We start from the raw sequence: 25077 nt of genomic DNA on the forward strand, positions 1-25077 counted from the left end.
TCGATTTTTAAGTTAATTATCCATTTTTTCCCTCTATCAAAGATTTTGATTTCAAGGTCTTAGATATAATTATTTTAAAAATATTAGAAAAAATAAATTAACCTTAAAAATTGAATATTATGAAAACCCTAAAATTTACCTTAATTGTAGCAGTTATTTTTGCATCATTAACTTCTTGTACTAAACAAGATTTAAACGAAGATGATGTATTGCAGAATCCAGATACACAAGCATATTATAAAGGAGGTGATGCTCCACAAAGATAATTTGTTTATTTTTTAATAAATTTTTTAAGCCCTTATTTTATGATAAGGGCTTTGTATTTTAAATAAATTAAAAAATTATAGATACATTTGAGATACTATATAATATTATCCAATTGAATTTTAAGTTTTTTATTTTATTTGTTTTTAGTTTTTTTGTCCTATCTTCTCAAGAAGATAATAAGGCTATAATTGATAGTATTAGGTTTTATATAAATAATTCGGGGACTAATAATTCTATTGATTTTAATACAAGACTTTCTTATGCAATTAAAGCCAAGGAGTTATCTCAAAAAAACAATATAGATTCTTTACTCTTAAAAAGCCTAAACAATTTAGCATCTGTTTATTACCAAAATGATAATCAAATTTTATACATAAAATATAATCATCAAATATTAAAATTAGCAGATAGGATTAATGATACAAAATCTCTAGCATTAGCTAATAAAAACTTAGGTTATTATTATTTTAACAAATTGGTTGATAGTGCTTATTATTATAATAATAAATCTGAAAAATTATATAGATTACTTAATGATAATTTAAATACAGCTATAGTACTTTTAGATGTTGCTATACTTCAGTATAATGATAAAGATTATACAGGTAGTGAATTAACTAGTATTAATGGATTATCATTATTAGATAATCTAGAGGAATCAAAAGAAATTATTAAGTATAAATCGTTTTTTTATGATAAACTTGGATTGGTTTTTAGACAACTTGAGCAATATGAAGAGTCTATAGATTACTTTAAGAAAGCATTAAAAATGCAAAAAGATATTTTTGATGAAGGAAGTATTATTATCAATCGTCAAAAAAACAATTTAGCAAATACATACAGAAGTTCAGGGCAATTTGGTATAGCTATAGAATATTATAAGCAGGTATTAAATACAAAGGGTTTGTTTTCTGAGAATCCAAGTTTTTATGCTTTGGTATTAGATAACTATGCGCGTTCACTATATTTATCCAAAAAGTATGACAAACTTCCTGGTTTATACCTTAAAGCTATAAAAATTTGTGATAGTATTGGAGATAGCTATAATTCTATTGTAATTAATCATCACTTAGCAGAGTATTATTTTAAAAAAGAAAATAAAGATTCCGCTCTTCATTATGCATATAAGGCAAAGAAGTTTTCTGAAAAATATTATAAAGATGATTTATTAGAATCTTTGTTATGGCTTTCAAGAATTGAAGATGATAGTATTGCCGTTAGATATTATGATTCCTATATAAAGCTTAATGATAGTCTTTTAAAAAATGAAAGGGCTACTAGAAATAAATTTACCAGAATTCAATATGAAACTGAGCAAATAGAACAAGAAAATAAGCAGATTGCTAGAGAGCGTATGTGGTTATTGGTTATTTCAATAATTTTGATAATAGCTTCATTGCTATTATATATAGTTATAACACAAAGAAACAAGAATAAAGAGCTTAAGTTTGTTCAGGAGCAGCAGGAAGCAAACGAAGAAATTTATAACCTAATGTTATCTCAAAACGAAAGTATTGAAGAAGCTAGAACTATTGAGAAACAGCGTATTTCTGAAGAGTTGCACGATGGTGTTTTAGGTCGTCTATTTGGTACGCGTTTAAGTTTAGATAGCCTAAATATGAATAATAGTGTTGAAGCTATTAAAACTAGAGCCCAATATATTGACGAGCTTAAAACTATTGAGCAAGATATCAGAAAAGTATCTCATGAATTAAATACCGATTTTGTGTCTGGTTCCGGGTTTATAGACATCATAAAAACCTTAGTAGAAACTCAAACCAGTGTTTATAAATTAGCGTATAATTTAGAACATGATGCCATTATTTGGGAAGAAGTATCAAATAAAACAAAAATTCATATTTATAGAATTATTCAAGAAGCATTACATAACATATATAAACATGCAAATGCATCAACTGTAAATATTAGTTTTAAATTGAAAAAAAATGTAATTTGCTTAATTATCAAAGATGACGGCGCTGGTTTTAATGTTAATAAAGCAAAATCTGGAATAGGTTTAAAAAACATGAATTCAAGAATTAAAGAAATAGAAGGAGCCATTAGCATAACCTCAATACAAAATGTAGGAACAACAGTTACTATAGAAGCCCCAATTACCTAACAACAAATTTATGATTCAAAAAATTAAAATATTAATGATTGATGACCACCCAATGATTATTGAGGGGTATCAAAACACATTGCTTTTTACAAAAAAAGAAAATCAAGAATTAAAAATAGACATAGCTAATAATTGTGATGAGGCAATTGCTTTAATGAATAAGTCTATTGAAAACGAATTACCTTATGATGTGTTGTTTGTTGATATTAGTTTACCACCATCAACCGATGGAAAAATGACTTCCGGTGAAGATTTAGCAGGATACGCTCGTAAAAATTTATTAGAAGTAAAAATTATAATTTTAACCATGTTTAATGAACCTTTCAGAATTCATAATATCATTAAAACTATTGATCCTGAAGGTTTTTTAATTAAAAGTGATTTAACATCTAGCGAGCTTGCTAGCGCATTTCAAGCAGTACTTAACAATCCGCCTTTTTATAGTGGCACTGTAAATAGCTTTATTAGAAAATCTATAACAAGTGATATTGTTGTAGACGAAAAGAATAGAAAAATTCTTCATTTATTATCACAAGGTGTAAAAACAAAAAACTTAGCATCTCATCTAGATATTTCATTAAGTGCTGTTGAAAAAAGAAAAAAGCATCTCAGAGAAATTTTCGAAGTTACAGATACGCAAGATGAAACCTTGTTAGATGAAGCAAGAAAGAAGGGTTTTATTTGATTTATTGCTTTTTATTCTTTAAAATCAAAATAATTTTTATTTTTCTGAAGCTTGTAAATCGTTAATATAATTAGATTCTATATGTAACCCACACTTAGGTTACGGTTTTCCCACACTTTGATAACGAATGATTTAATTAAATTTGTAATATCAACACTTCAAAAAATTAAGTAATCCCTCAATTTTTTTTGTTGATAATAGCAATTTACATAGCCCTGTGGAGGTGAGAGACCCACAGGGTTTCTTCTACCCGTTAATTAGGTAACTACCGTGTTCTATAAGTAACCCAATAAAAAGACCTAAATAAATAATTGCGACTACAAATTTTATAAATGTAGAGGTTAAAAAACCTATAAAGGAACCAAAAGCAGCTCTAGTAGCAGTTTTAGAATCGCTTTTGTTTAAAAGTTCTCCAATTAATGCTCCAACGAATGGGCCAATAATAATACCTCCAGGAATAGGACTTATTAGTCCAATAATTAACCCTACAGTAGTTCCTATCATACCATATTTAGTACCGCCAAATCGTTTAGTTCCAATGGCAGGAATAATATAATCTAAAATCCATATAAGTATAGCAATCGCTAAAGTTATAATAAGAAATGATTTATTCATGGGAATAGCATCTGTAAAATGAGCTATTAAAAGTCCTAACCAACTAGTTAAAGGGCCTGGTAAAACAGGGAGAAAGCTGCCAATAATTCCTAAAATAATTAGTAAAGCAGCAATAATAATTAAAATAATATCCATAAATGTGTTTGATTTATATATAGTTAAGACGAAAAATCATGCCAGATGTTACATTTTAAACTAAAAAATTAGTTCAAACTAATTTTTTAGTTATATTTGTTTAACTAAAAGTTTAGTTGAATAAATATATTTCAGCCATTATGAAACAACTTACCAAAGCCGAAGAGGATATCATGCAAATTTTATGGCAATTAAAAAAAGCCAATGTAAAACGTATTATTGAGCAATTTCCAGAACCAAAACCTGTATATAATACCGTGTCAACCATTGTTAGAATACTAGAAAACAAAGGGTTTGTTGGTTATGAAAAAGAAGGTAAGGGACATATTTACTTTCCGTTATTACAGCAGCAAGACTATAGCAATCAGTCTATAAATAAATTAGTAGATAATTATTTTCAAGGTTCTTTTAAAAGTATGGTATCGTTTTTTGTTAAGAAAAATGATATCAGTTTAAACGAATTAGAATCGGTTTTAAAGGAAATTAATAAAAAGGAATAGTTATGTTACATTATATTATACAAACCGTTGCGTTTCAATTATTCTTCTTATTAATATATGATGTATTCTTAAAAAAGGAAACCTTTTTTAATTGGAATAGAATCTATCTTATTATAACATCAATATTATCAATAGCATTACCGTTTATAAAGATTAACCGTTTTAAAAATGTGGTGCCTCAAGAATATATTATATCGCTACCAGAAGTCGTTATTGGTCAATCGCCTTTAAATACTAATAATGCTGTGTTATTAGATACAGTTATAATTAATAATGATGTTTCTTATTGGGGAATCGCTTTTTATATAGGAGTAGCCATAGCTTTATCTGTTTTTTTATATAAGTTAATTCGAATTTCAGTTTTAATTTTTAAGAACCCTAAAACCTATCAAAAAGGCTTAACGTTAGTTAAATTGATTAACAGCAATGCCGCATTTTCGTTTTTCCGTTATGTGTTTCTAGGCGATTTTATAAAAAGTGAAGACAGAGCATCTATTTTAAAACACGAAACGGTTCATGTAAAGCACTTACATAGTTTAGATTTATTGTTTTTCGAAATACTTCGCGTCTTATTTTGGTTTAACCCTTTGGTATATATGTATCAAAATAGAATAAATACACTTCACGAATTTATTGCAGATGCCGAAGCGGTAAAACATCAAGACAAATCACAGTATTATCAAAATTTACTATCTCAGGTTTTTGAGACTCAAAAGATATCATTCATCAATCCATTTTTTAAACAATCATTAATCAAAAAACGAATCGTTATGTTAACAAAATCAAAATCAAAACAAATTCATTTATTAAAGTATGCTTTATTGATTCCTATGGTTTTCGGGATGTTGGTTTATACGTCTTGTGAAAAAGAAAATGAAATAAATTCGGTTGAAGAATTAGATTTAAGTGAATATAAATATGTGAGTAAAACTGCATTTTTACTTAATTACGATGAGGGCAATTCAGATAAATTGGCTTTAGAAAGAGCTAAAGAATCAAGAATAAACCAAGAAAACTTTTTAAAATCGAATTTAGGCTATGTAGTCTGGATAGATGATAATACTAAAGCTCGTGAATTCACATATAGTTTACATAGTGAAAGCGAAAAAGTTCCAGATGGTTATAGTTTAATGTATGCTATTTCTGAAGATGGTTTTAAGTATAAAGTGTTTGGTCACAATGAGTTCCATATTAATGGAGGTGAAACAAACCAAAATGAAATAGATGTTCCATTTTCAGTCATAGAACAAGTTCCCGTGTTTCCTGGTTGTGAAAATATGTCAAATGCTGAACAGAAAAAATGTATGTCTAAAAGTATATCACGTTTTGTAAACATAAATTTTAATACTGAATTGGCAACTAAACTAAATTTAAAAGGCAGACAACGTATAAATGTTATATTTAAAATAGATAGAGAAGGAAATATAACAGGAGTACGTTCAAGAGCACCACATCCTAGTTTAGAGGAAGAAGCTATAAGGGTTATTAAAACACTGCCAAAAATGATTCCTGGAAAACAAAAAGGAAAAACGGTAAATGTGCCATATAGTTTACCAATAATATTTCAAGTATCAGATTAGAAATGAGTAGAATATTTACAATCATTTTATTGCTAATACTATTTAAAACTGAAGCTCAAACTTCGGTTTTAAATATGGCAGATAGTTTGTATGCTAATGGAAATTATTCAAAAGCTATAGAGCGTTATAAAATCTATAATAATCAAAAAGAAGTATATGATAAAATAGCGAAAGCATACATGGCTATTGGAAATTATGATGAAGCACTTAAAAATTATGAGTTAAGCATTGAAGCCAACCCAGAAGACGCTTTGTTAAAGTTTGAATATGCGAGACTACTTTCTAAAACTAAGAAATACAAAACCGCAGTAAAGGTTTTTAACGATTTGGTTTATATAGATGAAAAAAACCCCAATTACTATTACGAATTAGGCTTGGTTTTAGAGAAATTAAAAGATTCTACAGCTATAGATAGGTTTCATTCTGCCTACGAGTTAGATCAAACCCATCAAAAAACCATTTATAGAATAGCCAAAGATTATCTAAAACATAGAAAGTATGATCTTGTACATAAATATGTAGATAAAGGTTTAGAAACGTATGAGAATAATATAGAACTTATTAATTTAAAAGCTCAAAACTATTATAAACAAGAATATTACAGAAAAGCAATAGTTTGGTTTGAAAAACTAATTGCTTTAGGAGAATCATCTGGATTTATTTATGAAAAACTGAGCCTTAGCTACTATCAATTATACGATTACGAAAAAGCAATAGAATATAGAGAGATAGCATTAAAGTTTAATCCATTCGATGCTACTTCTATATATGTTATTGGTACGTATTACGAGCGCTTAAATGATTTTGAGACTGCCGAAAAGTATATTTCAAAAGCAATATTTCTTTTAGAGAAGCCATTAGGTGATGAATATGCAAAACTAGCAACGGTTTTAAACCATCAAAAAAAGTATAAGGAAGCTGTTGTTGCTTTAAAAAAAGCGATAAGAGAAAATCCAACAAGCCAATGGTATCATTTTCATTTAGCTGTAACGCTTGAGAAATATTACGCAGATTATGATGCGAAAATTAAAGTTTACGAAGATTTTAATAAAAAATTTCCAGATAGCAGGATGATTGATTTTGCAAATCGGCGTATTTCAGAGTTAAAAAAAGAACAGTTTCTTAAAGTAGATAATAAAGAAGATAAAAAATAGAGTGAGTTAATAATCTAAAAAAGTCGTATTTTCGTGATTACTTTTAATCCATGAAGCAGCTTTACGTTTTTATATTAGTTTTTATGCTCACCTCTTGTGAGTATTTTAATGTAAAGAAAACATCTTCAGAGGCTATATTAAATGAAGAATTACAAACTTTCAATTGGAATGATGTTGATGCGTATCCAACTTTTTCTTTATGTGATTCTATATCTACGAAACAAGAAAAAAAAGAGTGTTTTGAAAGTCATTTAACAACTCATATTTTTAGTTTTTTAGAACGTGATGGTATTGTGGTTACTCAAAATATTAATGACACGATTGTATTGAGTTTTCAAGTGTCTGAAACAGGAGTGTTGTCGCTTTCAAGTTCTAAAATAGATACATTCACTTTACAAGAAATACCAAATATTAAAACCTTACTTACTAAAAGTATCGATTCGTTGCCCAAAATATTTCCAGCTATAAAACGTGGGCAACAAGTAAAAACAGCATTTGAACTTCCGGTTATTATTAATGTAAATTGAATATTATAAACTATTAAATCTGCCATTTTTTTATAGTTTACTTTTCTTTACCTCATTTTTTTTACGTAATATTGCAGAATCTAGTTAACGAAAGGGGCTAAGGCCGACGATTTAGAGTTACTATTATTATGAAAACGGTAAATTACATTATTACAGAAGTTAAGGTTCAATTCTTGAACAAATTAGTTAATACTACTATTCCTGCTCGCCGCTTTCGCCGCCCCTTGAGGGTCTAATTTTATTTTGAAGCAGGTGTGTCCTGCTTCCCCGAGAGCATAAAATCCATTTATAGAAATTAAAAAATTATTTACACATTGTGTATAAACTTATGTTCTATAATCTCATTGGATTTGAAAAAACAAGTATATAATTTTATAGTTTATTTAGACGATATTCGTTTATGAAACATTCATTATTAAATTTTGATATTTAAGTAAGTATTAATGAATGTTACATGTGACCGATAAAAAAGATGATTGTAAACACATGAAAAAAATAGATGTCATAATTGCTAATGATGATCATGTAAAGTATGCACAGGAAATATGTGATGTAATTGCAGAATCTGCTCAAGTTAGAGGTACAGGAATTGCAAGAAGAACACCAGAATATGTTGCAGAAAAAATGAGAAACGGCAATGCTGTTATTGCTTTAGAAGGCAATAGGTTTGCTGGGTTTTGTTATATTGAAAAATGGGGACATGGTAAATTTGTAGCTAATTCGGGCTTAATTGTGCACCCAGATTTCAGAAATATGGGTTTAGCAAAAAGGATTAAGCACAAAGTGTTTCAGCATTCTAGAACCAAGTTTCCAAATGCTAAAGTGTTTAGTATTACAACAGGTTCAGCGGTTATGAAATTGAATAGCGATTTAGGCTATAAACCCGTGCCATTTTCTGAATTAACAGACGATCAGTCTTTTTGGAATGGATGTCAAACTTGTAAAAATTATGATGTACTTACCCGTACCAACAGAAAAATGTGCTTATGTACAGGGATGTTGTATGATCCAAAGGTAAAAGAAGAAGAAATAAAACCAATTAAAGAAAAAGTTTTTAAAAGATTAAAGCGTATTAAAGAGGCTCTTTTTCTAAAAAAAGATAAAAAATAGATTATCGCTTTCGCGGAAATAAAAAATAAATAGTATTACACATGAAAAAATTAGTAATAGCATACAGTGGCGGATTAGATACTTCGTACTGTGCAGTAAGTTTATCAAAAGAATATGATGTACACGCGGTAAGCGTTAATACAGGTGGTTTCACAAAAGAAGAAATCAGTCATATTGAAAGTAATGCCTATAAAATGGGTGTTTCAACCTATAAGAATATTGATGCGGTTGCCACATTTTATAATAAAGTGGTAAAGTATTTAATTTTTGGAAACGTATTAAAAAACGGTACATATCCATTATCTGTAAGTGCAGAGCGTATTATTCAAGCTATTGAAATTATTGAATACGCTAAAAGTATAGATGCAGAATATATTGCTCATGGTAGTACAGGAGCAGGAAACGATCAAGTACGTTTCGATATGATTTTTCAAACCTTAGCGCCAAATATCAAAATTATTACGCCTATTAGAGATGAGAAATTAACGAGACAAGAAGAAATAGATTATTTGAAATCTGAAGGTATTGATATGCCTTGGGAAAAATCTAAATATTCTGTAAACAAAGGGCTTTGGGGAACCAGTGTTGGAGGTGTTGAAACATTGAAATCAGAAAAGCCTTTACCTAGTGAAGCATACCCATCTCAATTAGAAAAAGAAGGAGAAGAAAAAGTAACATTAACGTTTAAAAACGGTGAGTTTACAGCTTTAAATGGAGAAGAAAATGATCCTAGAATAAATATTGAAAAGTTAAATGATATCGCTTCGGCTTATGCTATTGGTAGAGATATTCATGTAGGCGATACTATTGTAGGAACTAAAGGAAGAGTTGGTTTTGAAGCTGCTGCTGCATTAATAACGGTAAAAGCGCATCACCTTTTAGAAAAGCACACGTTAACCAAGTGGCAATTACAACACAAAGATTATTTATCTAGCTTCTACGGTATGCATTTACATGAAGGTCAATATTTAGATCCTGTAATGAGAGATATGGAAGCTTTTTTACAAAGTAGTCAAAACATGGTTTCTGGTGATGTAACGGTAACGTTAAAACCATATCATTTTTCTTTAGATGGTATTGTTTCAGATCACGATTTAATGTCAAGTAAGTTTAGTACTTATGGTGAAGAAAATAAAGCTTGGACAGCAGATGACGCTAAAGGGTTTATCAAAATTTTAGGAAATCAAAATAAAATATACAGACAAGTAAATTCTAAATAAGTAATTTAATAACTGAGTCATTTCGACGAAAGGAGAAATCACATAATTTGTGATATGTAGGAATGAATAAAAACAGCACAAAATGAAAAACATTCAAGTAGGTATTATAGGAGGCGCAGGATACACTGCAGGTGAATTAATTAGATTACTAATAAATCACCCAAACACAAATATTAATTTTGTGTACAGTACATCTAATGCTGGAAACAAAATAAGCAAAGTGCATCAAGATTTAGTAGGATCGTTAGATTTGAAATTTACAGATGCTGTAAACCCAGATGTTGATGTGTTGTTTTTATGTTTAGGACATGGTAATTCGGTTAAATTTTTATCTGCAAATACGTTTTCAGATAGCACAAAGATTATCGATTTAGGAAATGATTTTAGATTGGAAGCTGATAAAGTTTTTAACGGAAAAACATTTGTTTATGGTTTGCCAGAATTACAAAGAGCCGATATTAAGTCTGCAAAATATATAGCAAATCCAGGATGTTTTGCAACAGCCATTCAGTTAGGATTATTGCCATTAGCAAATGCAGGTTTACTAAATAACGATGTGCATATTAATGCGGTTACAGGTGCAACAGGAGCAGGAACATCATTGTCTGCGACAACGCATTATACCTGGAGAGATAATAATTTTTCGTATTACAAACCATTTACACATCAGCATTTAGGAGAAATTAATCAGTCGGTTAGCCAGTTACAAAACAGTTTTTCTTCTGAAATTATTTTTATGCCAAATAGAGGTAATTTTTCCAGAGGAATTTTTGCAACACTTTATACTGATTTTGAAGGAACGGTTGAAGAGGCAAAAGAAATTTATACGTCTTATTACAAAGATGCAAAATTCACATTTGTTTCAGATGAGTTTTTACATATGAAGCAAGTTGTAAATACTAATAAATGTTTAATACATTTACATAAACATAATGGCAAATTATTAATTACTAGTGTGATTGATAATTTATTAAAAGGTGCTTCTGGACAAGCGGTTCAAAACATGAATTTAATGTTTGATTTAGAAGAAACAACAGGATTAGGATTAAAGGCGACTTATTTTTAAGTGCCCTTTTTTTTATTTCCGTGAAAACGGAAATCTAAAGAGTTATAATATTAAGATTCCCTCTTTCGAGGGGATAAAAAAAGAGTTTATTATGAAAATAGCGATTATAGGAACAGGAAATTTAGGAAGCTCGATTGCAAAAGGGCTTGTTAGTAATAAATCGTTTACATCATTGTATTTAAGTGATAGAAATACTGTGCATGTAGATGTGTATAAAGATGTTGAAAATGTAACCATCACAAACGAGAATGCTTTAGCTGTTGAAAATAGTGATGTTCTTATTTTTGCACTTCAGCCTAAGCATATTGATGCTGTTTTAGAAAGTGTAGCATCAAAAATTACAGATAAACATGTGGTGATGTCTGTGGCTGCTGGTGTCGATATTGCTAGAATTGAAAATAGTATTGGTGCTGGTAAAACAATTATTCGTGTCATGCCAAATACGGCGATTTCTATTGGAGAATCAATGACCTGTTTAGCTGGAAATGATAAAGGAAAAGCAAAGATGGATTTGGCAAAAGGCATCTTTGATTTATTAGGAACAACTATGGTAATTCCAGAGGAGCAAATACAAGCTGCAACGGTTATTTGTGCCAGTGGTACTGCTTTTTGGATGCGCTTGATACGTGCTACTATGCAAGGCGCTGTTCAGTTAGGTTTTGAGGCTGATGTAGCTTTAGAATTAGCTTTACAAACCTCTTACGGTGCTGCAAGTTTATTAAAATCATCAGGGAAACATCCAGAGGAAGAAATAGATAGAGTAACGACACCAAGTGGTTGTACTATTGAAGGTTTAAACGTTATGGAGCAAAAAGGTTTAAGCTCTGCTTTAATTGAAGGTATTAAAGCGTCGTTTGACAAAATTAATCAACTTAAAAAATAATTAAAATGCCATTATTTGACGTTTATCCATTATACAATGTAACACCAGTTTCGGGAAAAGATATTCATGTTTACGATGAAAAAGGAACTGAATATTTAGACCTTTATGGCGGACATGCTGTGATTTCAATTGGTCATGCACACCCTAATTATGTTCAGGCGGTTACACAACAAGTAGCAGCCTTAGGGTTTTATTCTAATGCGGTTCAAAATCCGTTACAAGTACAATTAGCTGATAAAATAGAAGCATTTTCTGGTTGTAAAGACTACGAATTGTTTTTATGTAATTCTGGTGCTGAAGCAAACGAGAATGCGTTGAAACTAGCTTCGTTTAAAACAGGGAAGTCTCGTGTTATTGCTTTTAAAAATGGTTTTCACGGACGTACATCGGCAGCTGTAGCGGCAACCGATAATAAGAATATTATTGCGCCTATAAATGCACAACAAGCGGTTACTATTTTAGACTTAAACGATATTGAAGGTGTTAAAACCGAATTAGAAAAAGGCGATGTTTGTGCTGTTATTGTAGAGTTTATTCAAGGTGTTGGTGGTTTAGATCAAGGTACTGCTGCTTTTTTTGAACAAGTAGATGTTTTATGTAAAGCAAACAATACATATTTTATTGCAGATGAGGTTCAGTCGGGTTACGGACGTTCTGGGAAATTCTTTGCGTTTCAACATTATAACGTCACACCTGAAATTATTTCGATTGCCAAAGGTATGGGGAATGGTTTTCCTATTGGAGGAATTTTAATCCACCCAAGTATTGAGGCTAAATACGGTATGTTAGGAACAACGTTTGGCGGTAATCATTTAGCATGTGCAGCTGGTTTAGCGGTTTTAAACACCATTGAAGATGAAAAACTGATTGATAATGTAAACGCCATGTCTGAATATTTAATTGAGAAGGCTAAAAGCATTCCTCAGATAAAAAATATTAAAGGACGCGGTTTAATGATTGGTTTAGAATTCGATTTCGAAGTTGGAGAACTTAGAAAAAAACTCATTTATGATGAGCATATATTTACAGGTGGAGCTTCTAACAAAAAGTTACTTAGAATTTTACCGCCATTAACTATTAAAAAAGAACACGTTGATCAATTTTTTGAAGCATTAGTTAAAGTATTAAAAAAGGCAGCAATTGAAAAAATGTAAACTTAATTATCAAATGAAAAATATTTTAATTCTAGTTATATTACTTTTTTATTTAGGAGCACATGCGCAATTGGGATTAGCGAAAGGTGAGCTTTACGAAAAAGGGATTATTTATTTTAAAGACGGAACTTCAGAAGAAGGATTAATTAAAAGTAAATCATTTGGAGGGGTTAAGTTTAGAGAAAGTTTAGATTCTAAACCACAGTCATATGATTATAATGATATTGAAGGATATGACATTACAGAACATGGAAGTGTAAAGTATAGGTATAAAAAAGTTGGAGATTTTCATAAAATAATGAAAGTTATTAGATTAGGTAAAATGAATTTATATTCTGTCTTTGTTTCAAATGCAGGTACAGCAGGTGCAATGGGGCTGCCATCTTCACAAGGTAATATCTACTATATCGAAAAGAATCAGAAAGTAGTTAATATAGGAAGTAAAATAAGGAAAAATGAATGGTATTTATTTGAAGATTGTCCTATCCTATTAGAAAAAATTAAAAAAAAAGAATTTAAAAAATATGAGATTTTTAAAATTGTCAATTTTTATGATACAAAATGTAAATAACTGACTGATATTAATGGTTTTAAAGCGCTTAAAAAGGTTTTAGAATAATTATTTAAAATATTGAAATGCAGTTGCGTTATTTCGACGAAAGGAGAAATCACACAAGAAGCTAAACTGAAGACTAAAAAAAGATGAACACCCTATTATCCATAGAAATAAGAAATGCGGTATTGCTAGAAATGGCAACACTTTTAGAAAATGAAAGAACAGCAATAATTGCTATTAATAAAACGGATTTAGACGCTTATAAGGGCGATGATATCTCTATGTTCGATCGTTTAAAAGTAGACGATTCGAAGGTAGATGAAATGATTAAATCGGTAACCCATTTAGCTTCTCAAGAAGACCCCGTTGGTGTAGAACGTTTTAGTTTTAAGCATGACAATGGTATGCAGGTTTATAATAAAACAGCATCCTTTGGTACGGTGTTAATTATTTATGAATCGCGTCCAGATGTTACGGTGGAAGCTGGAGGTATTGCCTTTAAATCAGGAAATAAAATTCTGTTAAAAGGGGGTAAAGAATCTTTAAAATCGAATTTAAAGATTGTTGAACTTTGGCACCAAGCATTAAAAAAACATGGTGCTTCTTCGGATTGGGTGGAGTATTTACAATTCAACAGAACCGAAACACAAGCTTTTTTAGAAAAACCAACACAGAAAGTCGATTTAATTGTGCCTCGTGGTGGCGAACGTTTAATTGCTTTTGTGAAAGAGCATGCTACTTGTCCAGTTATTATTAGTGGTCGTGGTAATAATTTTGTGTATGTACATAAGGAAGCCGATTTAGATATTGCTTTAGATGTTATTCTAAACGGGAAATCAAAAATATCAGCTTGTAATGCCCTAGATAAAGTTTTAATTGACGAAAGTTTACCTAATAAAGAGGAATTTGTAAACACGTTAATTTCAAAATTAAGTGATTCTAAAATTCAGGTTTTAGGAGATGGAGCAATTTCAAAATCTCATGGTGTAGAAGTTATAACTTCAGATGAAATCTGGTATCAAGAATTTTTAGATTATAAAATCTTAATCGGAGAAATTGCATCTAATCAAGATACTATTGCTATGATAAATAAATATTCTGGCGGACATTCATCGGTTATTGTAACAAGTAATGAGGCAGAAGCTAAGGCGTTTATGGAAAATGTTGATACAGCAGCTGTATATCATAATGCATCCACGCGTTTTACTGATGGCGGTCAATTAGGACTTGGTGGCGAATTAGCCATTAGTACCGATAAATTACACCAACGTGGGCCAATTGGTTTGCAGCATTTAGTGACTAATAAATGGTATGTTCATGGTAACGGGCAAATAAGATAGCATGAAGAAAAAGCGCATATTACTAAAAATAGGGTCAAATACACTTACCAAAGAAACCGATAATATTTCTAGAGGTAAAATTGAAGATTTAGCTAGTCAAATAGCAAAACTTCAAGATACTTGCGAGTTTATTATTGTGAGTTCTGGGGCTATTGCTGTGGCAAAACAGTTTGTAAAACTTGAAAGTCAGCGTAAAGAGCTTTTTGTAAAACAAGCTTTGGCGTCTATTGGTCAGCCACATCTTATACGAATTTATCAAGAAATTTTTAGAGAATATGGGTTGTTAACCTCTCAGTGTTTGTTGTCGTATTCCGATTTTGAAAAAGATCAGAGTAAAACCAATATTGTAAATACAATAAATGTGCTCGTTAATAATAATTACATCCCTATTATTAATGAAAATGACACAGTAGCTACCGATGAAATTAAATTTGGAGATAATGATAAATTAGGCGCGTTAACCGCTTCGCTTTTAGAGGTCGATTTATTTATTATTGCAACAAATACCAATGGTATTTATACCAAAGCCTCTATGGAAAGTGGGAAGCCAGAAACCATTGAATTGGTTCAGGATTTTGATGCTTTAATAAATCAAGTAGTGAATTCAAAATCAACACATGGTAGCGGAGGTATGCAATCTAAAATTGAAGCAGCATCAGTAGCAAAAAAAGCAAATATTGAAACTTGGATTGTAAACGGTTTAGAAGATGATTTTATAACCAATGCGTTTGAAAATAAAGTACCGTTTACTAAAATAAAATAATTTGATTTTTAAATATATTGGTATTAATGATAGTTTGTATGAAGAGACAGTAGAGTTGAGGGAAAATGCTTTTTTTAAAGGAATGCCAAATACTATAGATTTAATTAATGATAATTTTGAGTTGAAAGGTATTCATTTAGTGTGCTTGAAGAAAGAAGAGGTTATTGGTACAGGGCGTTTGAATATTGAAAACGGAATCAGTATCATATCTCAAATGGCGATAAAACCAAACTACCAAAAAGAAGGTATTGGTGCTAAAATATTAAATGAGTTAGTTAGATATAGTAAAGAAAAAGGAATATTTGAAATTAAACTTAGCGCAAGAGAAACAGCGATTGCGTTTTATGAAAAATTTAATTTTGTAGCCTTTGGAAATAAATACCCATCAAAGAAAACAGGAATTATCCATCAGCAGATGGAATTGAAAATAGAATAACATGAAACATTACACATCCATAAACGACATCGATAATATCAATTCATGGATTGAAGACGCAAAAGCTTTAAAAGAAAATCCTTTAAGTGATATTGAATTAGGAAAAAATAAAACACTGGGCTTATTATTTTTTAATTCAAGTTTACGTACGCGTTTAAGTACGCAGAAGGCGGCATTGAATTTAGGAATGAATCCAATTGTTATGAATGTTTCTGGTGATGCTTGGGGTATTGAATTTGGAGACGGCACGGTTATGAACGGAAATACTGCAGAGCATATTAAAGAAGCGGCAGCAGTGGTGTCTCAATATTGTGATGTTATTGCGGTAAGAGCGTTTCCAACGCTTACCGATAAGGAAAAAGATGAAAGTGAACAGGTGTTGAATTCATTTAAAAAATTTGCATCCGTACCCATTGTTAATATGGAAAGTGCTACAGGACACCCGTTACAAGGATTAACCGATGCGCTTACCATTTCAGAACATGCAAAAACTAAGAAGCCAAAAGTCGTGTTAAGTTGGGCGCCACATATTAAAGCCTTACCTCATGCGGTAGCGAATAGTTTTACACAAGCCATGCAAAAAATGGATGTGGAGTTTGTTATTGCAAATCCTGAAGGTTATGATTTGAGTTCAGAAATCACAGGAGATACACCAATAATTCACAACCAAGAAGAAGCTTTTAAAGATGCCGATTTTGTATATGTGAAAAACTGGAGTTCGTATGAAGATTACGGAAAAGTGATAAATACAGATCCTAATTGGATGATAACCAAAGAGAAATTAGGTGATGCTAAATTCATGCACTGTTTACCTGTAAGACGTAATGTTATTGTTGAAGATGCTGTTTTAGATAGTGATAGTTCATTAGTGATAGAACAAGCTAATAACAGAACATACGCAGCACAATTGGTGTTAAAGAAGATATTAGAGAATTTATAAAAAATAGTGTCAGGTTGAGCGTAGTCGAAACCCATTCAAAATAAAAACTTAAATGGAAAAATTATCCATAGTAAAAATAGGAGGAAACATCATAGAAGACGAAGCGTCTTTAAATGCTTTTTTAGAACTGTTTTCTAATTTAGAAGGCCATAAAATTTTGGTGCATGGTGGCGGAAAACGTGCGACTCATATCGCATCAAAATTGGGTATAGAGTCTAAAATGGTTAATGGTAGACGCATTACTGATGCCGAAACTTTAGAAGTTATTACTATGGTTTACGGTGGGTTGGTAAATAAAAATGTGGTTGCTAAACTACAGGCTTTAAATACCGATGCTATTGGTTTAACAGGAGCCGATATAAACAGTATTACATCAGAAAAAAGACCTGTAAAAGAAGTTGATTTTGGTTTTGTTGGCGATGTTAAAAAAGTGGCTCATAATTCCATTGATAAATTAATTAAAGCCGATTTTACGCCTGTTTTTTGTGCCATTACGCACGATAATAACGGACAACTTTTAAACACGAATGCAGATACCATTACATCGCAAGTAGCTGTGGGTATGAGTAATTTATACGAAACTTCTATTTATTATTGTTTCGAATTAAATGGTGTTTTAAAAGATATCAACGATAAAAATTCTGTTATCAAACACATAGATGCTTCTTTATATAAAGAATTATTAGAGCAAGGTATTATTGCAGATGGCATGTTGCCGAAGTTAGAAAATTGTTTTGATGCATTAAATAATGGTGTAAAAAGCATAAACATGGGAAATACTTCGATGTTAACCCAAGAAAATGATAATTTTACAACCATAACTTTATAAAGGATGTTACAGGAATTAACAAATAACGCGATATCACTATTAAAAAAGTTGATTGAAACGCAGTCTTTTTCAACAGAAGAGGAGCCAACTGCGGCGCATATTGAAGCATGGTTTACACAGTATGACATTCCATTTAATAGAACCAAAAATAATGTTTGGTCAACTAATAAATATTTTGATGAAAGTAAGCCAACACTGTTGTTAAACTCACATCACGACACCGTAAAACCAAATAGTGCTTATACTAACGATCCGTTTAAAGCCACTGTAGAAGATGGTAAATTATACGGTTTAGGGAGTAATGATGCCGGTGGTTGTTTGGTGTCTTTAATGGCCACATTTACTTATTTTTATAATCATAAAGATTTAAAATATAATTTAGTTATTGTCGCTTCCGCGGAAGAAGAAAATAGCGGTCCAAATGGACTAAATAGTATGTTAGCTGTTATTCCAAAAATTGATGTTGCTATTGTAGGCGAACCCACGTTGATGAATCTTGCTGTTGCCGAAAAAGGGTTGGTGGTATTTGAAGCCGTTATAGAAGGTACTCCAAGTCACGCTGCACATCCAAACGATAATAACGCCATTTATAATAGTATTGAAGCTTTACAGTGGTTTAAAGATTTAAAGTTTGAAAAAGGATCAGAAGCTTTAGGCGATGTGAAGTTAACTGTAACACAAATAAATGCAGGTTCACAACATAATGTGGTGCCAGGGCATGTAGATTTGGTTATTGATGTTCGTGTTAATGATGCTTATACTAATGCCGAAATAGCTGCCTTTTTACAAGAAAATGCACCTGTTACAAGTATAAAACCTCGTAGTTTGCGTTTAAATTCATCATCCATTCCATTAGATCACGATTTAGTAAAAGCTGGAATTGCTATGGGAAGAACGACCTATGGTTCACCAACATTATCAGATCAAGCCGTGTTATCTTGTCCGAGTTTAAAATTAGGGCCTGGAGATAGTACACGTTCGCATTCGGCAAATGAGTTTATTTATGTGAATGAGATTGAAGAAGGTATTAAGATTTATGTGGAATTATTAGAAAAAGTATTGTAGAAGAAACAAGAATATAGAATCAAGAAACAAGACTAAAATGTAGTACGTAATAGTCTTTGTTCTAAAAGCGAAGCGGTCTTTTATCTTGATTCTAAATTTTAAGAATTAAAATTTATAAAAATGAAACTCTGGGACAAAGGCATATCAATCGATAAAAAAATAGAACAATTTACTGTTGGAAACGATAGAGAAATTGATATTCATATAGCAAAGTACGATGTAATTGCATCTAAAGCACATGCTAAAATGCTTCAAAAAATAGGCATTCTTTCGGTTGAAGAATTGGTGGAGTTATTAGGCGGATTAAAAGTGTTAGAAGATCAAATTGAAAACGGCACGTTTGTTATCGATCCTCAGTTTGAAGACGTACACTCTAAAATAGAATTTGAGCTTACCAAAACCTTAGGTGATGTTGGTAAAAAAATCCACACAGCACGTTCTAGAAACGATCAAGTTTTAGTAGCGCTTAATCTCTATTACAAAGAGAATTTAAAAATTGTAAAAGATAAAACACAAACGTTTTTCAATACGCTTTTAGATTTAGCTTATACTTATAAAGATAAAGTTCTACCAGGTTATACACACTTACAAGTGGCTATGCCATCATCGTTCGGGTTGTGGTTTTCTGCCTATGCAGAACTTATGATAGACGATGTTTATTTATTAGATGCAGCCATTAAAACAGTAGATCAAAATCCTTTAGGTTCTGCCGCTGGTTACGGAAGCTCTTTTCCAATAGATAGAGAATTAACAACCAAAGAAATGGAATTTGCAACCTTAAAATACAATGTGGTTGCGGCACAAATGGGACGTGGTAAAAATGAACGTACTATTGCAGCTGCTTTAGTTGGTTTGTGTAATACTATGGCGCGTTTTGCTATGGATACTTGTTTGTATATGAGTCAGAATTTCGGATTTATTACTTTTCCAGATGAATTAACAACAGGAAGCAGTATTATGCCCCACAAAAAGAACCCTGATGTGTTTGAATTAATTCGTGGGAAGTGTAATAAAATACAAGCCTTACAAAGCGAAATGATTCTTATAACGAATAACTTACCAAGTGGCTACCACAGAGATTTTCAGTTATTAAAAGAAAATATGATTGCTGCTTTTGAAGAAATAAAAGATATTCTAGATATTTTTAATTATTCTATTCAGCAAATAATTGTGAAAGATATTGATGTAAATAGCGATTTGTATAAATACCTATTTACGGTAGATAATATAAATACTTTGGTTGTAGAAGGGCAAAGTTTTAGAGAAGCTTATCAAAAAATTGGCGGACAAGTACAAGACGGTACCTATGTTCCTGATACGTCTAAACACCATACGCATGTTGGTAGTATTCATAATTTATGTTTAGATAAGATTAGAGATAAGTTTCCTGAGTAGAAAACTTAAAAAACAGATATGAAATTTTACACTTCGATTCCAAAAAGTCTGAAACCCTATTATAAAGCTGAATTAGTAAAATACAGAAACGAGTTCTTAAGCGGGAATTTGAAAAGTGCTTGGAGTCATTTGGAAAGAGCTCATATAATTGGACAAAAATATCCTTATGCTCATACATTTGTACATTGGAAAATGTTACAATTCGGAATTAAAATAAAAAGTGGAAAAGAAATTATGGGACAAATTCCACGTCTGATTTTTGGGGGTGTGAAATCGTTTGTTGGAAAAATTCCTGTTGGAAACCCTGGAGGATCTAATGTTCCTCTATTAAAGGCATTTCCAATTGAAAAAGAATTAGAAGATATTTTTGTGAAAGCAGGAGTTAGTTAATTGAACTTCTTCGTTTTCTTTTTTCTGCGTTAAGGATTGCAATGAATATCCTTTTTGAGAGGTACGAACAAAAAGATTGTAATGGAAAGCCTGACCCCTTTTTCGGGGTAACGCCCAAATAAATAAAAGCATTAAAAAAGCGCATCGGTTACAATGCGCTTTAAACGAATCCCAATATTTTTTGTTTTGGTGACTAACTCAAATAATTAAATAATTGTGGACTGTCCTAAATGTATGTTGGTAAAGTTTAAGTTGGTTTCATCAGGATTGTTTATAAAATCTTCAATAAAATCGCCAACTTTGGTGGTTGTTATATTATCGTATTTGGTATTTAAATCGGGTGTGGTAATATGTAGTTTTAACGATTTGTCTACTGCTTCACGTACTAAGGCAGCTTCATCGTCTAATCCAAAATGCTCTAATAACATGGCTGCCGATAAAATAGAAGCTATTGGGTTGGCAATACCTTTATTAGCTGCTTTGGTGTAAGCACCGTGGATAGGCTCAAACATAGCATGATCTTTCCCTATAGATGCTGATGCTAATAAACCTATAGAGCCAACAATAACACTGGCTTCTTCAGATAGGATATCACCAAACATATTTTCGGTTAAAATAACATCAAACTGTCTTGGGTTAATAATTAGCTCCATAGCCGCATTATCAATATACATATAAACGATTTCAACATCTGGATATTGAGGTGCTAATTCTTGCACTATTCTGCGCCAAAGACGAGAACTTTCTAACACATTCGCTTTATCAACTAAAGTTAATTTACGTTTTCTAGATTGTGCTGCCTGAAACGCTAAATGTGCAATGCGCTCTATTTCATGACGTGTATATTTACAGATGTCAGAAGCTGTATTACCGTCGTCACTTAATTGTTTTTCACCAAAATAAATACCACTTGTTAATTCTCTATAAATAAGAATGTTGGTGTCTTTAATTTGGGCTTTCTTTAAAGAAGATTTGTTTAGTAAATCTTCGTAAGCTATAACAGGTCTAATATTTGTATATAAATCAAGTGTTTTTCTAAGACCTAAAAGGCCTTGTTCTGGTCTTATAGTGGCATTAGGATCTATATCATATTTTGTATTGCCAATAGCACCAAATAAAATAGCATCTGCATTTTCACAGGTGTTAATAGTTGCTTCTGGTAACGGAATACCAGTTTTGTCTATAGCAGAAGCTCCTACTAATCCGTAATTGAAAGTAAATACGTGGTTAAACTCCATAGCAATAGCTTTCAAAACCTTAACGGCTTGTGCTGTAACTTCTGGACCAATACCATCACCAGGTAAAACGGCAATATTTAGTTTCATTTAAATTGATTTGGTTTCCTTAACCGGAAAAGTAATTATAAAATATAAGATATTAGTTTAAACTAATGAAATTTATTCGATTAAGAGGAAACTATTTCTTTATATAACTTGCTGTTTTCTATTATTTTATGAATGTCATCGTCTAGAACTTCCTTTTTCTTATCAGCATAATCTAGAAAGTTTACATAAATTTCGTCTAGCTGAAGTTTAGTTAGTTCGTACCCTACATTTTTAGCTCTATATGCTAACGCAGCTCTTCCGCTTCTTGCAGTTAATACAATAGCAGATTCGGTTACTCCAACATCTTTAGGGTCTATAATTTCGTAAGTTTCACGATTTTTAATCACCCCATCTTGATGTATTCCAGAACTATGAGCAAAGGCATTAGCGCCAACAATTGCTTTATTTGGTTGTGTATAAATACCCATACTGTCTGATACTAACTGGCTTAAACCATAAAGCATTTCGGTTTTAATGTTAGTGTCTAAATTTAAGTAAGGATGTTGTTTTAAAATCATTACAACTTCTTCTAAAGCTGTATTACCAGCGCGTTCACCAATACCATTAATAGTACATTCAATTTGGCGGGCACCGTTAATAACACCTTCAATTGAGTTGGCTGTTGCCAAACCTAAATCGTTATGGCAATGACAAGATAAAATAGCTTTATCAATACCTTTTACGTTTTCTTTTAAATATTTAATTTTTGCACCATATTCATGAGGCAAACAGTATCCTGTAGTATCTGGAATATTTAAAACTGTTGCTCCGGCTTTTATTACAGCTTCGCAAACACGAGCTAAATATTCGTTATCTGTTCTTCCTGCATCTTCAGCATAGAACTCAACATCTTCAACAAAAGATTTAGCGTAACTTACTGCTTTAACAGCACGTTCTAAAACATCTTCTTGGTTAGATTTAAATTTGAATTTTATATGAGAATCTGAAGTGCCAATACCTGTATGTATTCTAGGTGTTTTAGCATATTTTAAAGCTTCAGCAGCTACTTTTATATCGTTTTCTACAGAACGTGTTAATCCGCAAACTGTAGCATGTTTTACAATTTTAGAAATGGCCTCAACAGATTTGAAATCGCCAGGACTCGATACAGGAAAACCTGCTTCAATAATATCCACTCCTAAATTATCAAGCTGTTCAGCAATAATTAATTTCTGTTCAGTATTTAGTTTACAACCCGGGACTTGTTCTCCATCGCGAAGTGTTGTATCAAAAATTTGGACCTTATTATCAGACATTTATTAAAATATATTTTCTTATTGTATTACGAATGTATATTTTGGTTTATTAATTAGAGAATTCAACTCGTAATTATTACGATGTTTAACTTTGAGTTGTTTTATTTAAAATATTGTAAATCAGTATATTAATGTTGTTTTTATAACTATGACAAGAGAGCAAAAAGATAATTTGTTTGTGTTAATAAAGTCATTGTCTAAATCTGAAAAGAGACAATTTAAGCTTTATGTAGGAAGATTAGGGGTAAATGAGGACTCAAAATTTTTGACGCTATTTAATATTCTTGATAAGCTTTCGGTTTATGATGAAGCTACTATTTTAAAAAAAGGAATTGTAAAAAAACAACAGCTATCAAATTTAAAAGCACATCTATATAAACAAATTTTAATTAGTTTAAGATTAAACCCTTCGCATCAAACTGTAAGAATTCAAATAAGAGAACAATTAGACTTTGCAACCATCTTATATCATAAAGGCTTGTATAAACAAAGTTTAAAAATTTTAGATAAAGCCAAAAATTTAGCCATTGCAAATGAAGAAAAAAATGTGGCTTATGAAATAGTAGAGCTAGAAAAAGTTATTGAGTCGCAATATATTACAAGAAGTCTTAGCACGAGAGCCGACGAGCTTTCTATACAAGCCAAAGAACTGAGTCAGCAAAACGTATTGGCAAGTAAGCTATCTAATTTATCGTTACAGTTATATGGGCTATTTTTAAAAACTGGATACATTAAAAACGACGAAGAACATCAAGTTGTAACAAAATATTTTAACGACAGGCTTCCAAAATATGATATTAATAAACTGGGACTTAGAGAAAAATTATGGCTTTATAAAGCCAGATTATGGTATAGTTTTTTAACAGTAGATTTTTTGTCATGCTACAAGTATGCCTCAAAATGGACCGATTTGTTCTATGAAAATAAAGATATGATTATTTTAAATCCAGTCTTTTTTTTAAGAGGAAATCATTATTTGTTAGAATCTTTATTTTACTTAAAACAACACGAGAAGTTTAAAGATTCGCTTAGCAGATTAGAAGAGGTTACAAAAGAATCATGGTTTCCACTTGATGATAATAACGAAAGTTTAGCATTCTTATTCATTTACAATAATAAATTTAATTTACATTTTATCGAAGGTAGTTTTGAAGAAGGCCTACCGTTAATAGATGAGGTTTTAGAACGTTTAAAAAGCTATAAAAATCGAATTGACGAGCATCACGTTATGGTGTTCTATTATAAGATGGCTAGTATGTATTTTGGAGCGGGCGAAAACAAAAAATGCATCTATTATTTAGAAAAAATTATAAGCAATAAGTCCTTGCAAATGCGCGAAGATTTATTGTGTTTTTCAAGAATATTAAACCTTGTGGCGCATTACGAAGCCGGATTAGATTATAATCTAGATGTACTAATTAAAAGCACCTATAAGTTTTTAATTAAAATGGAAGATTTGTACGAAGTACAAAAAGAATTCATCAAGTTTTTAAGAGGTCTGGGCGATATTTATCCGAATGAGGTTAAAAATGAATTTATTAAGCTTCATAAAAAGTTAAAAACATTCGAGGACGACCCCTATCAAAGTCGTGCCTTTCTATATTTAGATATTATTTCGTGGTTAGAGTCTAAAATTCAAAACAGACCCATAGGACTTGTAATTAGAAACAAGTTTTATGAGATGAAATATAACAGGTAATTATGAGGTTAAAACAAAATTTCCATCAAAAAATTTGGATATTAACTTTTTCTGAACGAATATTT

At 31.0% G+C, this 25077-nt stretch carries 25 protein-coding genes; 22 read left to right on the forward strand and 3 right to left on the reverse strand.

What is annotated here, in order from left to right:
• Nucleotides 1-119 precede the first annotated feature (119 nt).
• From ACH5TW_RS11755 to ACH5TW_RS11765, 3 genes are all read left to right on the forward strand, one after another.
• Nucleotides 120-266, forward strand: a complete 147-nt coding sequence (locus tag ACH5TW_RS11755) for a hypothetical protein (RefSeq protein ID WP_439336700.1) — start codon at nucleotides 120-122, stop codon at nucleotides 264-266.
• Nucleotides 267-379: 113 nt separating this feature from the next.
• Nucleotides 380-2389, forward strand: a complete 2010-nt coding sequence (locus tag ACH5TW_RS11760) for a tetratricopeptide repeat-containing sensor histidine kinase (protein WP_439336701.1) — start codon at nucleotides 380-382, stop codon at nucleotides 2387-2389.
• Nucleotides 2390-2399: 10 nt separating this feature from the next.
• Nucleotides 2400-3074: a response regulator gene (locus ACH5TW_RS11765; RefSeq protein ID WP_439336702.1), complete on the forward strand. Its 675-nt coding sequence runs from the start codon at nucleotides 2400-2402 to the stop codon at nucleotides 3072-3074.
• Between the two features lie 246 nt (nucleotides 3075-3320).
• On the opposite strand, the gene ACH5TW_RS11770 is transcribed toward ACH5TW_RS11765, so the two are convergent.
• The gene (locus ACH5TW_RS11770; RefSeq protein WP_439336703.1) at nucleotides 3321-3824 is read right to left on the reverse strand and encodes a DUF456 domain-containing protein; all 504 of its coding nucleotides are present in this window, start codon (nucleotides 3822-3824) and stop codon (nucleotides 3321-3323) included.
• A 140-nt stretch (nucleotides 3825-3964) separates the two neighbouring features.
• Between ACH5TW_RS11770 and ACH5TW_RS11775 the strand changes: the two genes are divergently transcribed.
• From ACH5TW_RS11775 to ACH5TW_RS11860, 18 genes are all read left to right on the forward strand, one after another.
• Nucleotides 3965-4324: a BlaI/MecI/CopY family transcriptional regulator gene (locus ACH5TW_RS11775; protein WP_439336704.1), complete on the forward strand. Its 360-nt coding sequence runs from the start codon at nucleotides 3965-3967 to the stop codon at nucleotides 4322-4324.
• A 2-nt stretch (nucleotides 4325-4326) separates the two neighbouring features.
• Nucleotides 4327-5904, forward strand: a complete 1578-nt coding sequence (locus ACH5TW_RS11780; RefSeq protein WP_439336705.1) for a M56 family metallopeptidase — start codon at nucleotides 4327-4329, stop codon at nucleotides 5902-5904.
• A gap of 2 nt (nucleotides 5905-5906) precedes the next feature.
• Nucleotides 5907-7058 carry a tetratricopeptide repeat protein gene (locus ACH5TW_RS11785; protein ID WP_439336706.1) on the forward strand — a complete coding sequence of 384 codons (1152 nt, stop codon included), beginning with the start codon at nucleotides 5907-5909 and terminating at the stop codon, nucleotides 7056-7058.
• A 50-nt stretch (nucleotides 7059-7108) separates the two neighbouring features.
• Nucleotides 7109-7585 carry a hypothetical protein gene (locus ACH5TW_RS11790; protein WP_439336707.1) on the forward strand — a complete coding sequence of 159 codons (477 nt, stop codon included), beginning with the start codon at nucleotides 7109-7111 and terminating at the stop codon, nucleotides 7583-7585.
• A gap of 495 nt (nucleotides 7586-8080) precedes the next feature.
• The gene (locus ACH5TW_RS11795) at nucleotides 8081-8695 is read left to right on the forward strand and encodes a GNAT family N-acetyltransferase (RefSeq protein ID WP_439337512.1); all 615 of its coding nucleotides are present in this window, start codon (nucleotides 8081-8083) and stop codon (nucleotides 8693-8695) included.
• Nucleotides 8696-8736: 41 nt separating this feature from the next.
• Entirely contained in the window at nucleotides 8737-9915 is a 1179-nt protein-coding gene (locus ACH5TW_RS11800; RefSeq protein ID WP_439336708.1) for an argininosuccinate synthase, read from the forward strand.
• 82 nt (nucleotides 9916-9997) lie between these two features.
• Nucleotides 9998-10981: an N-acetyl-gamma-glutamyl-phosphate reductase gene (argC, locus tag ACH5TW_RS11805; protein WP_439336709.1), complete on the forward strand. Its 984-nt coding sequence runs from the start codon at nucleotides 9998-10000 to the stop codon at nucleotides 10979-10981.
• Between the two features lie 91 nt (nucleotides 10982-11072).
• The gene (gene proC / locus ACH5TW_RS11810) at nucleotides 11073-11864 is read left to right on the forward strand and encodes a pyrroline-5-carboxylate reductase (RefSeq protein ID WP_439336710.1); all 792 of its coding nucleotides are present in this window, start codon (nucleotides 11073-11075) and stop codon (nucleotides 11862-11864) included.
• Nucleotides 11865-11869: 5 nt separating this feature from the next.
• Entirely contained in the window at nucleotides 11870-13018 is a 1149-nt protein-coding gene (locus tag ACH5TW_RS11815; RefSeq protein WP_439336711.1) for an aspartate aminotransferase family protein, read from the forward strand.
• Nucleotides 13005-13589, forward strand: coding sequence for a hypothetical protein (locus ACH5TW_RS11820; protein ID WP_439336712.1), 585 nt, complete (start codon nucleotides 13005-13007; stop codon nucleotides 13587-13589). The genes ACH5TW_RS11815 and ACH5TW_RS11820 overlap by 14 nt, the downstream gene beginning before the upstream one ends.
• Before the next feature lie 131 nt (nucleotides 13590-13720).
• On the forward strand, nucleotides 13721-14914 hold the full coding sequence (locus ACH5TW_RS11825) for a glutamate-5-semialdehyde dehydrogenase (protein ID WP_439336713.1): 1194 nt from the start codon (nucleotides 13721-13723) through the stop codon (nucleotides 14912-14914).
• Nucleotide 14915: 1 nt separating this feature from the next.
• Nucleotides 14916-15677: a glutamate 5-kinase gene (gene proB, locus ACH5TW_RS11830; RefSeq protein WP_439336714.1), complete on the forward strand. Its 762-nt coding sequence runs from the start codon at nucleotides 14916-14918 to the stop codon at nucleotides 15675-15677.
• A gap of 1 nt (nucleotide 15678) precedes the next feature.
• The gene (locus ACH5TW_RS11835; RefSeq protein WP_439336715.1) at nucleotides 15679-16113 is read left to right on the forward strand and encodes a GNAT family N-acetyltransferase; all 435 of its coding nucleotides are present in this window, start codon (nucleotides 15679-15681) and stop codon (nucleotides 16111-16113) included.
• A 1-nt stretch (nucleotide 16114) separates the two neighbouring features.
• A complete protein-coding gene (locus tag ACH5TW_RS11840; RefSeq protein WP_439336716.1) occupies nucleotides 16115-17053 on the forward strand; it encodes an N-acetylornithine carbamoyltransferase in 939 nt (312 codons plus the stop codon).
• Between the two features lie 52 nt (nucleotides 17054-17105).
• Nucleotides 17106-17882, forward strand: coding sequence for an acetylglutamate kinase (argB, locus tag ACH5TW_RS11845; RefSeq protein WP_439336717.1), 777 nt, complete (start codon nucleotides 17106-17108; stop codon nucleotides 17880-17882).
• A 3-nt stretch (nucleotides 17883-17885) separates the two neighbouring features.
• Nucleotides 17886-18947 (forward strand): M20 family metallo-hydrolase, encoded by a 1062-nt coding sequence (locus ACH5TW_RS11850; RefSeq protein ID WP_439336718.1) that lies wholly within the window; start codon nucleotides 17886-17888, stop codon nucleotides 18945-18947.
• A gap of 120 nt (nucleotides 18948-19067) precedes the next feature.
• Nucleotides 19068-20342: an argininosuccinate lyase gene (gene argH, locus ACH5TW_RS11855; RefSeq protein ID WP_439336719.1), complete on the forward strand. Its 1275-nt coding sequence runs from the start codon at nucleotides 19068-19070 to the stop codon at nucleotides 20340-20342.
• 18 nt (nucleotides 20343-20360) lie between these two features.
• Nucleotides 20361-20732: a DUF3703 domain-containing protein gene (locus ACH5TW_RS11860; protein ID WP_439336720.1), complete on the forward strand. Its 372-nt coding sequence runs from the start codon at nucleotides 20361-20363 to the stop codon at nucleotides 20730-20732.
• A gap of 206 nt (nucleotides 20733-20938) precedes the next feature.
• On the opposite strand, the gene leuB is transcribed toward ACH5TW_RS11860, so the two are convergent.
• The gene (leuB, locus tag ACH5TW_RS11865; RefSeq protein ID WP_439336721.1) at nucleotides 20939-22057 is read right to left on the reverse strand and encodes a 3-isopropylmalate dehydrogenase; all 1119 of its coding nucleotides are present in this window, start codon (nucleotides 22055-22057) and stop codon (nucleotides 20939-20941) included.
• A gap of 80 nt (nucleotides 22058-22137) precedes the next feature.
• Complete coding sequence (locus tag ACH5TW_RS11870; protein WP_439336722.1) at nucleotides 22138-23313, reverse strand: 2-isopropylmalate synthase; 1176 nt, start codon at nucleotides 23311-23313, stop codon at nucleotides 22138-22140.
• A gap of 148 nt (nucleotides 23314-23461) precedes the next feature.
• Between ACH5TW_RS11870 and ACH5TW_RS11875 the strand changes: the two genes are divergently transcribed.
• Entirely contained in the window at nucleotides 23462-25012 is a 1551-nt protein-coding gene (locus ACH5TW_RS11875; RefSeq protein ID WP_439336723.1) for a hypothetical protein, read from the forward strand.
• Nucleotides 25013-25077: the final 65 nt, after the last annotated feature.

The sequence above is a fragment of the Thalassobellus sediminis genome (assembly GCF_044386045.1).
In the GTDB taxonomy this organism is placed as follows: domain Bacteria; phylum Bacteroidota; class Bacteroidia; order Flavobacteriales; family Flavobacteriaceae; genus Thalassobellus; species Thalassobellus sediminis.

What these genes read in the sequence shown, in the direction of transcription:
- ACH5TW_RS11755 (WP_439336700.1), top strand. Translation starts at nt 120, where the DNA reads ATGAAAACCCTAAAATTTACCTTAATTGTAGCAGTTATTTTTGCATCA.
- ACH5TW_RS11765 (WP_439336702.1), top strand. Translation starts at nt 2,400, where the DNA reads ATGATTCAAAAAATTAAAATATTAATGATTGATGACCACCCAATGATT.
- ACH5TW_RS11770 (WP_439336703.1), bottom strand. Translation starts at nt 3,824, where the DNA reads ATGGATATTATTTTAATTATTATTGCTGCTTTACTAATTATTTTAGGA.
- ACH5TW_RS11775 (WP_439336704.1), top strand. Translation starts at nt 3,965, where the DNA reads ATGAAACAACTTACCAAAGCCGAAGAGGATATCATGCAAATTTTATGG.
- ACH5TW_RS11780 (WP_439336705.1), top strand. Translation starts at nt 4,327, where the DNA reads ATGTTACATTATATTATACAAACCGTTGCGTTTCAATTATTCTTCTTA.
- ACH5TW_RS11785 (WP_439336706.1), top strand. Translation starts at nt 5,907, where the DNA reads ATGAGTAGAATATTTACAATCATTTTATTGCTAATACTATTTAAAACT.
- ACH5TW_RS11790 (WP_439336707.1), top strand. Translation starts at nt 7,109, where the DNA reads ATGAAGCAGCTTTACGTTTTTATATTAGTTTTTATGCTCACCTCTTGT.
- ACH5TW_RS11800 (WP_439336708.1), top strand. Translation starts at nt 8,737, where the DNA reads ATGAAAAAATTAGTAATAGCATACAGTGGCGGATTAGATACTTCGTAC.
- argC (WP_439336709.1), top strand. Translation starts at nt 9,998, where the DNA reads ATGAAAAACATTCAAGTAGGTATTATAGGAGGCGCAGGATACACTGCA.
- proC (WP_439336710.1), top strand. Translation starts at nt 11,073, where the DNA reads ATGAAAATAGCGATTATAGGAACAGGAAATTTAGGAAGCTCGATTGCA.
- ACH5TW_RS11815 (WP_439336711.1), top strand. Translation starts at nt 11,870, where the DNA reads ATGCCATTATTTGACGTTTATCCATTATACAATGTAACACCAGTTTCG.
- ACH5TW_RS11825 (WP_439336713.1), top strand. Translation starts at nt 13,721, where the DNA reads ATGAACACCCTATTATCCATAGAAATAAGAAATGCGGTATTGCTAGAA.
- proB (WP_439336714.1), top strand. Translation starts at nt 14,916, where the DNA reads ATGAAGAAAAAGCGCATATTACTAAAAATAGGGTCAAATACACTTACC.
- ACH5TW_RS11840 (WP_439336716.1), top strand. Translation starts at nt 16,115, where the DNA reads ATGAAACATTACACATCCATAAACGACATCGATAATATCAATTCATGG.
- argB (WP_439336717.1), top strand. Translation starts at nt 17,106, where the DNA reads ATGGAAAAATTATCCATAGTAAAAATAGGAGGAAACATCATAGAAGAC.
- ACH5TW_RS11850 (WP_439336718.1), top strand. Translation starts at nt 17,886, where the DNA reads ATGTTACAGGAATTAACAAATAACGCGATATCACTATTAAAAAAGTTG.
- argH (WP_439336719.1), top strand. Translation starts at nt 19,068, where the DNA reads ATGAAACTCTGGGACAAAGGCATATCAATCGATAAAAAAATAGAACAA.
- ACH5TW_RS11860 (WP_439336720.1), top strand. Translation starts at nt 20,361, where the DNA reads ATGAAATTTTACACTTCGATTCCAAAAAGTCTGAAACCCTATTATAAA.
- leuB (WP_439336721.1), bottom strand. Translation starts at nt 22,057, where the DNA reads ATGAAACTAAATATTGCCGTTTTACCTGGTGATGGTATTGGTCCAGAA.
- ACH5TW_RS11870 (WP_439336722.1), bottom strand. Translation starts at nt 23,313, where the DNA reads ATGTCTGATAATAAGGTCCAAATTTTTGATACAACACTTCGCGATGGA.
- ACH5TW_RS11875 (WP_439336723.1), top strand. Translation starts at nt 23,462, where the DNA reads ATGACAAGAGAGCAAAAAGATAATTTGTTTGTGTTAATAAAGTCATTG.